The organism is Emticicia sp. C21 (assembly GCF_003418935.1).
Lineage (GTDB): Bacteria > Bacteroidota > Bacteroidia > Cytophagales > Spirosomataceae > Emticicia.
Genome location: NZ_QVMT01000014.1, coordinates 1 through 13,716, shown reverse-complemented (window position 1 = coordinate 13,716; position 13,716 = coordinate 1). Strand labels below are relative to the sequence as shown.

The following is a 13,716-nucleotide window of genomic DNA, read 5'->3' as shown; positions in this document are numbered from 1 at the left end:
TAATTATATATTTCGATTGTATTTTGATATTTCACTCAAAATCTCCCTATCTATCTAGTTTATAATCTAAAACACCTTACTATCATGGCACTCAAATGGCCCTTTGATCGTCAAAAATCAAAACAACTTGGGAACGGGTTTTCCTTAGCTGAAATTAAAGATTTTGCTACTAACTTTAATCGTGAAGTTAAAGCCAATTCAACTAAAGAAAAAAACTCTCTGGCATCAAAATTCTTAATGGATGGAGAAGTCAGAAAAGGAGAGTTTTTTGGTATCGAAAGAATTAACGAATTGCTCGAACTAGCCGAAAAGTCTGGAAGAGGAGTATCGGGTCTAAGAATCTATTATGGCTTGGCCTATGAAAACTTCAAAGATCTGACTGAAGAATCAGAAATTTCTAATGTCCCGATAAAAGATGCAAAAGATTCGGAATTAAGGCCAAGATTATTCCTGGTGCCAGTAGATGAAGATGGAAAAGATATAGAAATTGATCATACTGGCTTTAAAGATACCCCTGATGGCAGCGGACTTGGGAATGGTTCGCCTCAACCACCTTTTGGGAAATAAAAAAATGAATTGGGAAACGAATGAATGGATTAATGCTTTTTTCCACGGTTTCAGAAGTAAGTATTCTTATTCCTGTGGCAATAATTCTTCTTAAAAGAAAATATTTAAGCACAGAATTAAGAATACTTACCGCTTACGTAGTTGTTACACTCATCAGAAACTTTTTTGGCGTAACCTCAGATATTCTGTACTTTGCAGGGACAGGTAAAAACTTTAATACACTTTTTTTTTATAACTGGCATTCTATTATAGGGTTTTATATTATTGCCTTTTTGTATTTTCGTTTAGTAAATCATAAATACTGGAGAGTCTTTATTATAGTAGCCTGCTGCATTTTTACTTTTTTTTCTGCTTTAGAAATTCCATCCGGCGCGATTACTCATATTACTACGGGCTCTTTTAATAATTATACCTATACTGCTTCAAGCCTGATAGTTCTTGTCATTGTACTGGCTTATTTCTATCAGCTTCTGCAAGATTTGAAAGTTGAAAATATTACTAAATTTCCCTACTTTTGGGTGAGCGTAGGCCTATTATTCTTTTTTGGTGGGAATTTATTTGTAAACTTATTTCTTATAAAAGCTGCCAAAAGCACCACTCAAGTGTCTTGGGGTATTATTAACTCTGCGCTTAGTATTTTATTTCATTTTACCATCTCTCTGGCATTCTGGTATAGTAATTCTTTGAATAATACTCAGCAAAATGAGTGACCTACAGTTAATATTTTTAGGTTCATCCGGTCTTATTGTACTAATAATCTTTAGTATTCTGTTTGTGGTATATTATAAACAGAAGCAGGCTGAACAAAAAATTGTAGTGCAAGAGCTAAAGGCAGAAATGCAAAGACAATTGCTTGAATCATCTTTGGAAGTACAAGAGGTAGAACGGCGAAGAATAGCCAAAGACCTGCACGACGAAGTGGGCGCTATGCTATCAGTGACAAAAATGAGCTTTAATCAATTATTAAAAAAATTGAATACTTCGGCTGAATTGACTGAGCATGGGAAAGCCACAAAAGAATTTTTAGAAGAATCTATCAGTCAGGTAAGAAGAATTTCACGTGAGTTGGTACCCAGCACCCTGGAAGACTTTGGTCTTATATCTGCCATAGACGAATTTATACAGAAAATTCATATAGCCTCAGGCGTTTTATTTATCTTTAATCATGAGGGTATTGAAGATAGTGAGCGGTTTGATAAGAAAATAGAACTGACTATTTATAGGATAGCGCAAGAACTGGTAAATAATTCACTAAAACATGCGGAAGCACAGGAAATCTCCCTTAAGCTTTCAGCAGGCAATAGTAAACTTACGTTTATTTTCACCGATAATGGGAAAGGCTTTAATTTACAAGCAGTAAAGCAAGACCCAAAATCGGGTTTAGGCTTAAGAAATATAGAAAGCCGCCTTAGCGTGGTAGATGGTACTTTTACTATTAAATCGAGTATAGGACAAGGTACGCATACAAAAATAGAAATCCCATTACTTAAACATTATTCCTGATATGTCAAATATAAGAATTGCAGTTGTAGATGATCATAGCTTGTTTAGAAAGGGTATGATTTCAATTCTTGAACAAATTTCTGATTTTGAAGTAGTAATGGAGGCTACCAATGGACTAGAATTTATACATAAATTACCGGGTATCCCTGTTGATGTGGTCTTGATGGACTTACAAATGCCTCAGTTAGATGGTACTAAAACCACTGAATTAATCAGGCAACAATTTCCTAATGTAAAAGTGATTATCTTAACAATGCATGATGAAGACAAATATATTCTGCATTTGATGGAAATTGGCGCCAATGGTTATTTGTTGAAAGATAATGACCCCGAAGAAGTAGAGAAAGCCATCAGGAAAGTGATTGAGACAGATATTTATTTCAGCGATTTTGTGAGTAAGGTCATGCTTCGCAAAATGACCCGTAAAAATCAACAGGAAAATAAGATATTCAATTATAAAACCGACTTGTCAGACCGTGAAAAGGAAGTGCTTGTCCAGATATGTGAGGGGCTTACTACGATGGAAATAGGCGACAAGCTAGCACTAAGCCCCCGTACAGTTGAGGGCCATCGATTAAGAATGATAGAAAAACTGGGTGTAAAAAATACGGCTGGTCTGGTGGCTTTTGCTATCAAGAACCATCTGGTTTAATTACTTCTCTTCTAATACTGCCGTAAACTCGATTTCAACCAGATAATCTTTTTCAATAAGCGCACTTACTTCAACCATGGTTGTACAAGGTTTAATTGAGCGAAAAAGCTCGCCATGGGCTCTACCAATGGCTTCCCATTGCGAAATATCAGTGGTAAAAATGCGTGTGCGAATTACATCTTTCAGGTTTGCGCCCAACTGCTCCAATACCTTTTCTGCTTTTAAGATAATGAACTTGGTCTGAATATAAACGTCATTTTTACCCACTAATTCGCCACTGTTATCAGTAGCTACTGTGCCCGTTACTTCAATTAGATTACCGATTTTTACGGCTCGAGAATAACCGACAATATCCTCCCATTTAGCTCCGGTAGAAATGTTTGTACGACTCATAGATTAAAAAAGGCTTTTTTATGCAGCAAAGTTAGGAGAAAAAAGCCCTTTTGCAAATTATGTAATGATTATCAATTACAGGGGTTGGCCGAAAGCTTTGCATCAAAAGAAGCTCCGTTTTCTACTTTAAACCCAGGCCTAAGTAAGATAAATTTCCCTGTTTCGTAGGTAATGGAAGAGTCAGTAATGGTATTATTTGCCTCTATCAATATCTTTGACTTTTTAGTACTATTGCTATCTAAATCGTCATTAACGCTACTTAAAACAATCGACTGGGCACAAGGATTAGCGTGCTTTGCATAAGCAAACTGCCGTATTTCGGTAATAGTACCTGCCAGAAAACTGAAATTTAAAGTGGTAGAATTATTGGGGTTAGTACAGAGTTCTCCACAAGGAAAACCATAGGTACTAAACGAAAAGGTCCCAAATGAGTATTTGCTTTCGTCAGGGCAATTTAAACTGTCAAATGGGCATTCATTTTTAAATTGCTTCTCTCCGTATAAAAATCTGAAACGGGTATCATTAGTATATATCCCCATGCCAAAGTTATTCTGATTGGTCATGGCTACCCAGTTTTCAGTAGCATTATTCCAGAAATTTTCATGGTTTGGCGCACCCGGAGGTATATTCGTTCTGAAAAAAACAGGCTGATTGGTAAATGGCTGGGTCTCGTTGTAAGTCTGCCATCTTTCTGCAAAAGGATAATTGAGATTAATAAATATATTAAGCGAAACACCAGTATTAGAATTACTGACAAAATAAGGGATGTTCCGGGTCTGTTTCACTGAGAAATGAGTCGAAATGCCTTCTAAACTCACCCAATATTCGTTATAAGCGCCAGTATCTATTTTTTTGTAAACACCCAAGCTATCCTTCACAAATCCCCATTCCCATAATTTAGCTTTGAAATATAAAACTCCTGTATTCTCATCAAAGCTGATCTCCTCAGGTAATCCGCCAAGATTATCGGTATTAGTTATGTAATTGTTATAAAAACTTCCTTGAACCAACCCGTTCCATTCACGGGTAGCACCTCCAGAAAAAGGGAATACATCTGTAAGATATTTAGAATTAGTATAAGGTTTCCAGGTATTCGGTTGGTCAGGATAAATACGCGTTTCAAAACCTGCCTGTCTGCCTGCGTCATGATTATTAATCATGTTGACTCCATCGGGTAATCGGGCAAAATAGCTGATTGCTCCTCCCATACGTTTATCAAAGCCAATTTTCACAATTTGATTATCAAGAAAATATCTCAGACTATCTTCTGAAAAAGTGGTTTGCGAAAACACGTGGGCGTGCACTAAAGACAAAAAGACCAATGGAAAACATTTTCTGAACATTTTCTTCGTGTGTTTTAGAGCTGAAAAAGGATTAGACGTAGGTCGGTTTCCCTATAAAATTCAATTAATCGGTCGGCAATTCAAGGCTGCTATTATATATATACGCAGTGTAAAGTTTTATCGCTTAATATTGCTGAGCAATTTTCTACGTCTGCGTGATATGGAGAATTGCTCAGCACTTTTCAATAAAATGCACATATCCTTACAACTAGTACTGAGCCATTCAATTGCTGCAAAATTGACGATATGGCTCCTGTTTACCCTAAAAAAATTGTAATCTTTTAGCTTCTCCTCAAATATCTGCAGGGTCCGTGAGCTTAGTGTTTTTCTGTTACCATTCAGGTAAACCATGGTGTAATTACCTTGAGACTCCAGGTAAAGAATTTCCTGCGGACTGATGTCTTTTTTACTGATTCTGATTGTTTTCATAGCCTTGATGGATATCTATACGTAAAAACTACTCCTCTAAAAGCTAAATCGGTACCTTGCCAGTCAGACCCGGCCTCTAATTTCAGATAGTAATAAAATTTACTATTATCAATTACTAAAGTCTTGTCAAAAACAACTTCTTTTTCCTGAATCCCGCTTCCGCTAGCGCTGACTATACTAGCCACTGTTGTTCCTACAGCATTGGTTTGTTTTTCGACACTATAAAAAGTTAATGTCATACCTCCCCCTGTATTCTGGATAAAGTGCATGGTCATTTTATCTACCAATGCTCCATTAGTTAATTCAATAGGAGCAAAGGCATAAGCATCTGCACTTTTGGTATTATTTGCAAAGGAAATGAGCGCTTTTTCTACTACTCTGTTAAACACTGAACTAGGGGTACTACTTGAAAGAATAGGATGGAATCCTAATGCAGACACATTATAGTATGAAGTATTAACCACTGTCTGACACTCCACCAGAAATCCGTTTTCATCTGTACAGAGGGGGCGTTCACCAGGACCGGCAAGGGCTAAAGATCTGAGACCAAAACCTGAAACCGTATTTGTAGCAGTTAGTCCTGATGCCGATATATTTCCGCCTACTCTCAACTTGAAAGTCGTGGAGGCCCCTGGAGTAATACCAATATTCACGACTCCATTTTTCTGAATCACCATCGCATTGCTTTGAGACACTGCACTTTGCCCATTGCCTATATAAAGCAGAGGGTCTGTACTTACCCAGTTTGTTGCACTGGCAGTACCAATAGGTGAGTTATAATAGCCCAACGCCACAGAATAATAGGCATTACCTATTGTACCTGTGCCTATAGAAGTACTATAATTACCCGAAGCACGGGTGTTTGCTCCGATAGCAACTGCACGAACAGACCCATCGGCAAAAGCAAATGAGCCAAAAGCCATACTCCCATCACCGGATGCATGAGCACTTTCCCCGAAAGCAATTGTATTTGATGTTCCATCTGAAATAGCGCCTAATCCAAACGCCATATTTCCGTATCCGGTTGATGCACGCGAATTTTCCCCAATAGCAATCGTATTTGATGTTCCATCAGAAATTGCTCCTGTACCAATAGCCACGTTACCTATTCCGGATGCCCATGAGTTATAACCCGTTGCAAAAGAATGAAGGCCTATATTGTTAGCATCCCAGGCATTGCCACTAACCGAACCACATCTGAATGCACTTCTTGAAGGTATCCACATCATACGTGTTCCTCCACCTGCAACTGGTGCTATTGGTGGATTAGTAATATTCGTAGCCGCATACGGAACAAGTGTACTATAGCTTGACCAGAAACCTCCGGTATTGGTATTTTGTATTTCATTGCCTCCTACACCAGCTAATGTCCACAAACCTGAACCGCTTGCAGGGGTTTGCCAGGTTGCTCTGCCTATAGCATCGGAAGTCAGTACTTTTCCTGCCCCCTCCCCTATGTTCATTAATCGCAGAGGAACACGGGTTTTAAAGCTATCTGTTCTGGCTTCAACAAATTGCGCTTTTACTTGAAGCGACACTATTGATAGAAGAAGTAGAAGTATTTTTTTCATGGCCTACTCTGTTATTTGATTGATACAAAGCTAAGCCATAAAAAAGCACAATGCACCTACTAAAGTTAGTAGGTGCATTGCCTTTAAACCCTCTTATTTTTTATAATACAATTGCTTTTTCCCTGTTTTTAAATCAGTCAGTAACAAGGCGCCCCGTTCAATATAATACTTTGAATTGGCCACATCTGTTACCTTTCCATTCACCAAAAGCCTCCAATAAAATGTTTTATCTTTTGTATACCATCTTGCGCCAAGTGCCTTTGCTTCTGCAATCATTTGATTACCTCCACCGGCTGATTTGCCTGAACTGTTTGGCCCGCTCACATAAGAACCTGAACCTCCGTCATCAATTGTACCATCTGCATTCAGCACAATAACACTGCTTGATCCACCATAAAAACCGCCACTACTTGAGTAGTTTTCCTGAATTTCCCATTTACCTACCAGATTAGGGTCACGGTATAATCCATCTGCGTTAGGAGCATTGGTTACACTTGTATTCGCGTTTTGCTTGCTGAATGTTCCACTTAAGATTATTTGTCCATTATAGCTAATCTCTTGTCTGATTTGTCCGTTAGCCAACTGCATTGAAAAATTAAAGCTAGTGCCATCTTTATAGGTCAAAGTTCCAGCAGCAGTTGTGGCATTTATACTGCCTTTCAATATATAATTATCTTTAGCACTGTTAGCGAATACAATCAATTGCCCATCGACACTATTATTCGTTAATACTTTTAATTGCATTTCAGCGGGAAGGCTTCCATTGACGTTTTGCACATTGCCACTCCAGTCTCCGGTAAAAGATTGAGCCATAGCATAATGACTAATAGATAAAAGGATAAAAAGTAATTTCTTCATCTAGTTGAATGCTGTTTTTGGATGGAATATTGAGTTTTAAGGACTTGCTAAATTAAATCCTTTACACATAGAGGTAGTCGTATAAAACATTATCTTAGATTAGACTATCTGTCGTTTTACAGCTTTTGATATGGCTTCAGTGGCAGAATTTACATGCAGTTTTCGATAGATATTTTTGAGATGGAAATTAACTGTTGAGATACTTATCTTGCATTCGTCAGCAATGAGTTTATAACTCATACCTTTTACGAGGCAGTCTAAAACCTTTTGCTCATTGGTTGATAGCTCTTTATATTCTTCTTTGGCAAAAGTATGGTTTTGCTGTTGAAACATAGTCCATACCTTACGGGCAATTACAGGAGGCATCGGTGAACCTCCCTGCGATACTTCAATAATAGCTTCTACATATCGCTCAGGACTTGAATCTTTCAGAATATAGCCACTTGCTCCGGCACAGATAGAAGAAAAAATACGTGCATTGTCTTCAAATACTGTCTGCATTAGAATCTGTACGTCCGGATACTCGGCTTTTATTTGCTGCACTGCTTCAATACCTGTGATACCCGGCATCTGAATATCCATCAAGACCACGTCAGGCTTATCTTTACGAATAACTTTAACAGCTTCGTTGGCGTTAGGATAGGCGCCCGTAAGAAGTAACTCCTCTGCTACTCTGATGGTTTCAGCCAACAATTCCCTAATTTCCCGAATATCTTCAAAAATGGTTACACGTATCATAAGTAGTAGAAAGAGTTTCCGTAAAATTCATGATAATACCTATGCAGAACAACTACTAAAATAAGTAGGATAAGAACTGTGCACAAAATCATTGCAAGGCAAAAGTCAATTCTATTTTTGTTCCTTTGCCTGCTTCTGAACGAATTTCTACTTTCCCTCCCAAAGTTTCGGCTCTCTTCTGAAAGTTAAGCAATCCATTCCCTTGATGTAATTCTTTGGTATCAAAGCCTTTGCCATTATCTATAATCAGCAGTTCACCCTGTTTCTCAAAGGTTGAGGGAATTAATCGAAAATCAATTTTTACCTCACTGGCTTCTGAGTGTTTGGCAATATTATTAATGGCTTCTTTAAAGAATAGATATAAATTGCGCCTCTGATGCGTAGATAAAGGTAAAGCATGTATGTTATCGGCAATTGTCAGATTGAGTTCTATTTGTTTGGCTGATAGCATTTCTTTCGCAAATTGTACCATGCGGTCTATCCATTCGGCTGAATCATCATTCTGAGGATTCATGTCATAAACCGCTTCTCTCACCTGTCGCATCATTTCCCTTGAACGGGTACTGATTTTACTGAAAAGTTCGGAAGTTTCAGGCACAGATTTCTGGAATTTCATCCGGTTTAACTCTGAAAACATGGTTAGACTACTTAATGAGGCCGCTAAATCGTCATGAAGATTAGTCGAAATCTCGTTTCTTAACATTTGTTGCCTTTGTTGTTCTTTCTGGCTACGACGCAGCTTATCTCCAAAAGCCACCGAGAACAAAACAATTTCAAGCATCGAACCTATCATGAGATAGTATTCCTGATTCATGGCCGGGATAATATTCAGGTTTTTCAAAGCTACTATAATGGCTGCTATTGATATACTCACCATAGCTAAAGCATAAAGCCAGATGATACGTATATTGCGGGAAATATAGTCATATACTATATATGCCTGTATAAGTAATAAGATAAAAGTAAGACCGATGCTAATAAAATTTGCATGCCATTCGTAATGGAAAAGGAGGATAAGACTAAATACTAAAATTGCATATGAAAACCATTGGACAGGTTTAATTAAACGAGGCAGATTGACTCTTAAATTTAAAAACTCAATGGTAAAATAAATCATGAAGAAAGTGGAGATATTCAGAAATACCAGATGTCCTCTATCGTTTAACCATGAATTTGACCAGATATATTGGTAGAAAAATCCATATAATACTGCCTGTAATCCTCCAAAACACAAGACATACAAAATATAATAAACCAAAGATCGGTCTCTGATAACCAGCCATAAAAAGAAGTTGTACAAAACAATCAGAAATATAAAACCGAAGTAAATCCCCCAGATTATCTTACGATTCGACATGGCTTGAAAAAGCTCAGACTCCTGCCAGAAATAAATGGGAAACTTTAAATCCTCGGTACTTTTGCATTTCAGGAAGATAACATACTCTTGGTTTTCAATCATATCAATTTTAAAAATTGGATTAGAATCTTTAATTGTATTGAGGTGGTAGGGATAATGGTCTCCCAATTTCTTAGAGTTAATAATCCGATTATTCTCTACCACAAATAAATCTACTTCATTGACCCTGCTATTAGCAATTTCCATAAGCCATTGCCTGTCTTTCAAATTCATGACACGCATCATCAACCATACGGGTTTATTAGAATAACCAAAGTTTGGAATGTCATTTCCGGTAGGTTTAAAACGCTTCATAAAGGTATTATCCTCTAATACGGGTCGTGCATATCGGTTATCTTCATCAATAAATGCCAGGCAACGGTTACCAACAAAAACCTGATTTTCTTCTTTCTTTAAAGTGAAGTTGGGTGTAAATATACTCTTGGTAATATTGTCAGGATAAAATCTGTTAACACCATTCACCCCACCAAAAAATAACTCTCCGTCAGGAGCTTGAAAAGAACTGTAGCCATTAAACTCGTAGGCTTGCAAACCATCATTCAGATTAAAAGCAGTGAATCTTTGTTGGCGCGTGTCAAAACGGGCAATTCCTCTGTTGGTACTTAACCAAAGATTATTATTTTTATCTATTTCAATGGCATAAATAAAATTATTGGGCAGACCATCTTCAGTTGTATAAATTTCAGTTTTCTTATCTTTTACTGAATACCTTATTAATCCCTTACTTGTACCAATCCACCAGGTTGACTGGTCTTTTGATAATTGCATACAAATCGGAATGCCATCCTGAATGATTTTTGAGACAGTAAAACTTCTGAAATTATCTTTTGTTTCCAATTGCCAAAGGCCTTCATTATAGATACCTACGAAGTATTTCCCTTCTCTTACTTTCCTGATTAATGAAATTCGCTTGGTTGGTAGTAATACTTTCCCCTGAAACTGTTGTTTGTGCTTATCAATGAAATAAATGCCCCCCTCTGTCCCCAGGATCATATCTCTCTTATCTTCTTCAATATATCGGATAAAGTTTGAGAGGACAGGGTCTTTTCCAATTCTATTATTCAATTTTTGGATATTGGTGCCTTTCATTGAAGCCAAGCCTTGTGAGGTGCCTATCCATATCTTGCCTAAAGAATCTTTTTTCAGATATCTTACTGTATTGGAAGGCAGCGGATTTTGCGCATCATTATTATAATAGCTCTTTATGATACTTAAATCTTTATCATTCAATATCCAAAGACCGCTTTGTTGCGTACCCATCATTATCTGCTGTTTCGCTTCATCTTTAATAATAAATCTGACAGAGTAATTCAATAATTGCTTAGGAAAATCTTTAGGGAATGGAATTCTGAAACTGTTTAGGCTATTGGGTAGAATCTGGATCCGGTCAATACCATAGGGGTCTGTATTTACCCAGATAATGCCATCATAATCGACATAAACCTGGCTTATCTCATTGATATAGAGGTTATTTTTGTCCAGAAATCCCTCGTTTTTGATTTGTGCAAAACTCTGGCTGTCTATCGAATACCTCAATAGTCCGTATTTTTCTGTTCCTAACCACAAATTACCTTTGCCATCGGTATCCAAATCAAATACTACATGAATGGGTTTGCCTTTTTCATATTCGCTAATCAGCTTTATATCCTTGTTCCTATAATCAAAGCGCACTAAACCTTCAGCTGTAGCAATCCATAAGATATTATTTACCGGAAGAATCTTAATAATCTCAATGGGCTTACCTGCTTTATTAAGTGGATGATTCGAGAAGAAATACTCAATATTATCTTTTTTATGAGCCGTTGTATCCAGCCTGATAATGGCATCCGAACTATGAATCCATAGCTTACCCTGGGCATCAAACTGAGTAGAATTAACCGTGCGAAAATAGCTTGTTTTAAAGGATTGATTAGGTAATATGAGTTTTTTACGACCTGTTTTAACATTCAGTTTAACCAGACCTTCAACGGCCGACCAATACCAAACCATACCGTCCATGGCTTTAATCGGAAAAACTTCACTTTTGGCAACTCTCCCCTGCTGGTCGGTGATCGTATATTTACTGAAATTATTAGAAACGTAACTATAGCGATTCAAGGCACTTTCAGTGCCTATCCATAAATCACCGTTTTCGTCTTCAATTATTTTCTTTATTTCAATACCATCAATGCCATTGGCCTTCTTTTGCGAGGGTCTGAAAACTGTAAAAGATTCACCATCCCATATATTTAATCCGTCTTGCGTACCAAACCACATCGTTCCTCTCGAATCTTTCAGCATGGCAAATACTGACCCTTGCGAAAGACCTTTTTCAGTGCCATAATGATCGATTTTATAGTTCAGTTTTTGGGCATAAACCTGATTAAGCAGAAACAATCCTGATACAAGAAACCACTTGAGCAGTAAAGGCTTTTGGGTTGGCATAATAGGTGGCTAATTTTCGAGATTCAGGTTCATTAGCAAATAGCTGATGGAAATTACAAAAAAGTGTTTTTCTTACCAAATGAAGGTCATAAAAAAGCGCCCTCGACCTCTAAGGAGGTGTCAAGACAGGAAAAGAAAAAGGCCAATACTTGTGAGTATTGGCCTTTTTCTGTATTAGCACCCCTTTAGGGGCGGGGGGCTTAATGTCTATTTAGCTCCATTCTCTCCTGCCATTTTCTGTATTTGCTGGCGCTCGTAGAAGTTGATAAAATCTTCTAATTTATCAACAGGAATACGACGGGCTATAATCTTCTTATCCTTATCTAAAATATAATTTGTAGGCGTAGAATATACGTCAAAATTATTTCTGAAATAGTACCTACCTTTTGCATCCCATAAATTCAGCAATTCTCCGGTTTTATAGGTATTTACAAAACTGCTTATTTTCTTCTTATCGTATACAATACTCACATTATAGATAGTCACCTTTCCTTTATTGGCATGGTAAAACTCCATCAGTTTAGGCGCCGAATCTTTACAGTGTCCGCACTCAGGGTCATAAAAATGTACAAGTGTATACTTGGTTTTACTTTGCATAGGTGTGTATTCTCTGCCCAATGAATCAGTTACGATTAACTCAGGGAATACCTTACCTGTCTGTAAAGGCTTTAGAATATCAACTCTTTCTTTGAATTTCGCTCTTTGAGTTGAATCCAGCCATGGTGCATTTTTCAGATAATAGTTTTCAGCTAAGTGCACAAATACACCATCAAGCCCTACTATTTCGTTGTTTTCATATTTGTTGGTAATTTGCCACAATACAAATCGATAAACTTCCTGATTTGGTTTAGCTAATTTCAATACTTTATCAGCATCTCTGTTGATTGAGTCAGTTACCTGATACACCAGATCTTTAAAATAACGCTCAACACGACTATGCAAGAAAGGTGAACGCAACAGGCGATCGTCAGCAAAATCTATATTATCGAAGAAATGTCCTTTGTAGTAATTGAATAAATAAGTAGAATCAGGGCGTCCATTGGCTTTTTTAGGTAATACTTTTGGTAATTCAGGCTCCATATTACCTTTGATTACTTTTGCGGCAAACGAACCTTCATTAGCTTTGGTGAAATCCTTCATATAAGTTTCCACATCTGCCTGAACTTTCTCCATTTGCTTACGGGTTGCTTCTTGCGAGGCAGGGTCGGTCTTCCCTTTAGAAGCATTAGAAATAGCCTCTGCTTCTTTGCTTTTATCTTGTAAAAACTTACGATAAGCAAAAAGCAAATCGTTTTCTTTTGAGCCTTTAAACTTTACATGTCCTACAAAATCTGTTGTATCACTCTCAATTTCCATAAATTGCTCTTTGCCATCCACAGCAAAATCATAATATTTTGATGGAGACAGAACAATCAGGTAAATGCCCCCTTTTAAAGGATCTTTACCCTGGAAATTCAACAGGCCATTTTCTACCTTTGCTGAATCGACTTTAATATATTGATTGTAGCCAAAGAAATGAGCCAGGTGGCAAGTTTTGCCTTCTTGTATCCCTTTCATACGAACCTTGATTGAGTGTCCAGGCTGTTGGGCAAAAGCTCCACTGATTGATAAGAAAAGTGAAAGGATAAGTAAGGGTGTTCGGTAATGTTTCAAAAACATATTTTTATTTTTTAGTCTATGTCTATTAATTAACAAAGAGGTTATGTTCTTAAATGTATGATGGCATTTGGTTGAAATAGAAAATGAATATTTTCATCAAAAACCATTGAATAGTTAGCTTCTTTGAAAACTTGGTAGTGCGACGATGAAATCTAGCGATTT

The 13,716-nt window shown here is 37.2% G+C and carries 12 protein-coding genes; 4 read left to right on the top strand and 8 right to left on the bottom strand.

Features of this window, described 5'->3' with window-relative positions; genetic code table 11:
* The first annotated feature begins 84 nt into the window (after positions 1-84).
* Genes D0T08_RS23375 through D0T08_RS23360 form a run of 4 tightly spaced genes read left to right on the top strand, consistent with a single transcriptional unit; the run spans position 85 to position 2,722 of the window.
* Positions 85-567 (top strand): hypothetical protein, encoded by a 483-nt coding sequence (locus D0T08_RS23375; protein WP_116985181.1) that lies wholly within the window; start codon positions 85-87, stop codon positions 565-567.
* Positions 568-599: 32 nt separating this feature from the next.
* On the top strand, positions 600-1,277 hold the full coding sequence (locus D0T08_RS23370; protein WP_147322839.1) for a hypothetical protein: 678 nt from the start codon (positions 600-602) through the stop codon (positions 1,275-1,277).
* Positions 1,270-2,070: a sensor histidine kinase gene (locus D0T08_RS23365; RefSeq protein WP_116985179.1), complete on the top strand. Its 801-nt coding sequence runs from the start codon at positions 1,270-1,272 to the stop codon at positions 2,068-2,070. The genes D0T08_RS23370 and D0T08_RS23365 overlap by 8 nt, the downstream gene beginning before the upstream one ends.
* Before the next feature lies 1 nt (position 2,071).
* Positions 2,072-2,722 carry a response regulator transcription factor gene (locus tag D0T08_RS23360; protein ID WP_116985178.1) on the top strand — a complete coding sequence of 217 codons (651 nt, stop codon included), beginning with the start codon at positions 2,072-2,074 and terminating at the stop codon, positions 2,720-2,722.
* Here D0T08_RS23360 and D0T08_RS23355 read toward each other — a convergent pair whose 3' ends face one another.
* The 8 genes from D0T08_RS23355 to D0T08_RS23320 all read right to left on the bottom strand — a co-directional run bounded on the left by D0T08_RS23355 (position 2,723) and on the right by D0T08_RS23320 (position 13,554).
* Complete coding sequence (locus D0T08_RS23355; RefSeq protein ID WP_116985177.1) at positions 2,723-3,115, bottom strand: RidA family protein; 393 nt, start codon at positions 3,113-3,115, stop codon at positions 2,723-2,725.
* A gap of 71 nt (positions 3,116-3,186) precedes the next feature.
* A complete protein-coding gene (locus tag D0T08_RS23350) occupies positions 3,187-4,458 on the bottom strand; it encodes a 3-coathanger stack domain-containing protein (RefSeq protein WP_147322838.1) in 1,272 nt (423 codons plus the stop codon).
* Between the two features lie 117 nt (positions 4,459-4,575).
* A complete protein-coding gene (locus D0T08_RS23345; protein WP_116985175.1) occupies positions 4,576-4,887 on the bottom strand; it encodes a LytTR family DNA-binding domain-containing protein in 312 nt (103 codons plus the stop codon).
* On the bottom strand, positions 4,884-6,458 hold the full coding sequence (locus D0T08_RS23340; protein ID WP_116985174.1) for a DUF1559 domain-containing protein: 1,575 nt from the start codon (positions 6,456-6,458) through the stop codon (positions 4,884-4,886). The genes D0T08_RS23345 and D0T08_RS23340 overlap by 4 nt, the downstream gene beginning before the upstream one ends.
* A gap of 93 nt (positions 6,459-6,551) precedes the next feature.
* A complete protein-coding gene (locus D0T08_RS23335; protein WP_147322837.1) occupies positions 6,552-7,316 on the bottom strand; it encodes a hypothetical protein in 765 nt (254 codons plus the stop codon).
* A gap of 99 nt (positions 7,317-7,415) precedes the next feature.
* Positions 7,416-8,054 (bottom strand): response regulator transcription factor, encoded by a 639-nt coding sequence (locus D0T08_RS23330; protein ID WP_116985172.1) that lies wholly within the window; start codon positions 8,052-8,054, stop codon positions 7,416-7,418.
* 88 nt (positions 8,055-8,142) lie between these two features.
* The gene (locus D0T08_RS23325; protein WP_116985171.1) at positions 8,143-11,895 is read right to left on the bottom strand and encodes a 7TM diverse intracellular signaling domain-containing protein; all 3,753 of its coding nucleotides are present in this window, start codon (positions 11,893-11,895) and stop codon (positions 8,143-8,145) included.
* Between the two features lie 207 nt (positions 11,896-12,102).
* Positions 12,103-13,554, bottom strand: coding sequence for a TlpA family protein disulfide reductase (locus D0T08_RS23320; protein ID WP_116985170.1), 1,452 nt, complete (start codon positions 13,552-13,554; stop codon positions 12,103-12,105).
* Positions 13,555-13,716: the final 162 nt, after the last annotated feature.

Coding starts and splice junctions, on each gene's coding strand:
- D0T08_RS23335 (WP_147322837.1), bottom strand. CDS start 7,316: ATGAAGAAATTACTTTTTATCCTTTTATCTATTAGTCATTATGCTATG.
- D0T08_RS23365 (WP_116985179.1), top strand. CDS start 1,270: ATGAGTGACCTACAGTTAATATTTTTAGGTTCATCCGGTCTTATTGTA.
- D0T08_RS23370 (WP_147322839.1), top strand. CDS start 600: ATGCTTTTTTCCACGGTTTCAGAAGTAAGTATTCTTATTCCTGTGGCA.
- D0T08_RS23375 (WP_116985181.1), top strand. CDS start 85: ATGGCACTCAAATGGCCCTTTGATCGTCAAAAATCAAAACAACTTGGG.
- D0T08_RS23330 (WP_116985172.1), bottom strand. CDS start 8,054: ATGATACGTGTAACCATTTTTGAAGATATTCGGGAAATTAGGGAATTG.
- D0T08_RS23320 (WP_116985170.1), bottom strand. CDS start 13,554: ATGTTTTTGAAACATTACCGAACACCCTTACTTATCCTTTCACTTTTC.
- D0T08_RS23360 (WP_116985178.1), top strand. CDS start 2,072: ATGTCAAATATAAGAATTGCAGTTGTAGATGATCATAGCTTGTTTAGA.
- D0T08_RS23345 (WP_116985175.1), bottom strand. CDS start 4,887: ATGAAAACAATCAGAATCAGTAAAAAAGACATCAGTCCGCAGGAAATT.
- D0T08_RS23325 (WP_116985171.1), bottom strand. CDS start 11,895: ATGCCAACCCAAAAGCCTTTACTGCTCAAGTGGTTTCTTGTATCAGGA.
- D0T08_RS23350 (WP_147322838.1), bottom strand. CDS start 4,458: ATGTTCAGAAAATGTTTTCCATTGGTCTTTTTGTCTTTAGTGCACGCC.
- D0T08_RS23340 (WP_116985174.1), bottom strand. CDS start 6,458: ATGAAAAAAATACTTCTACTTCTTCTATCAATAGTGTCGCTTCAAGTA.
- D0T08_RS23355 (WP_116985177.1), bottom strand. CDS start 3,115: ATGAGTCGTACAAACATTTCTACCGGAGCTAAATGGGAGGATATTGTC.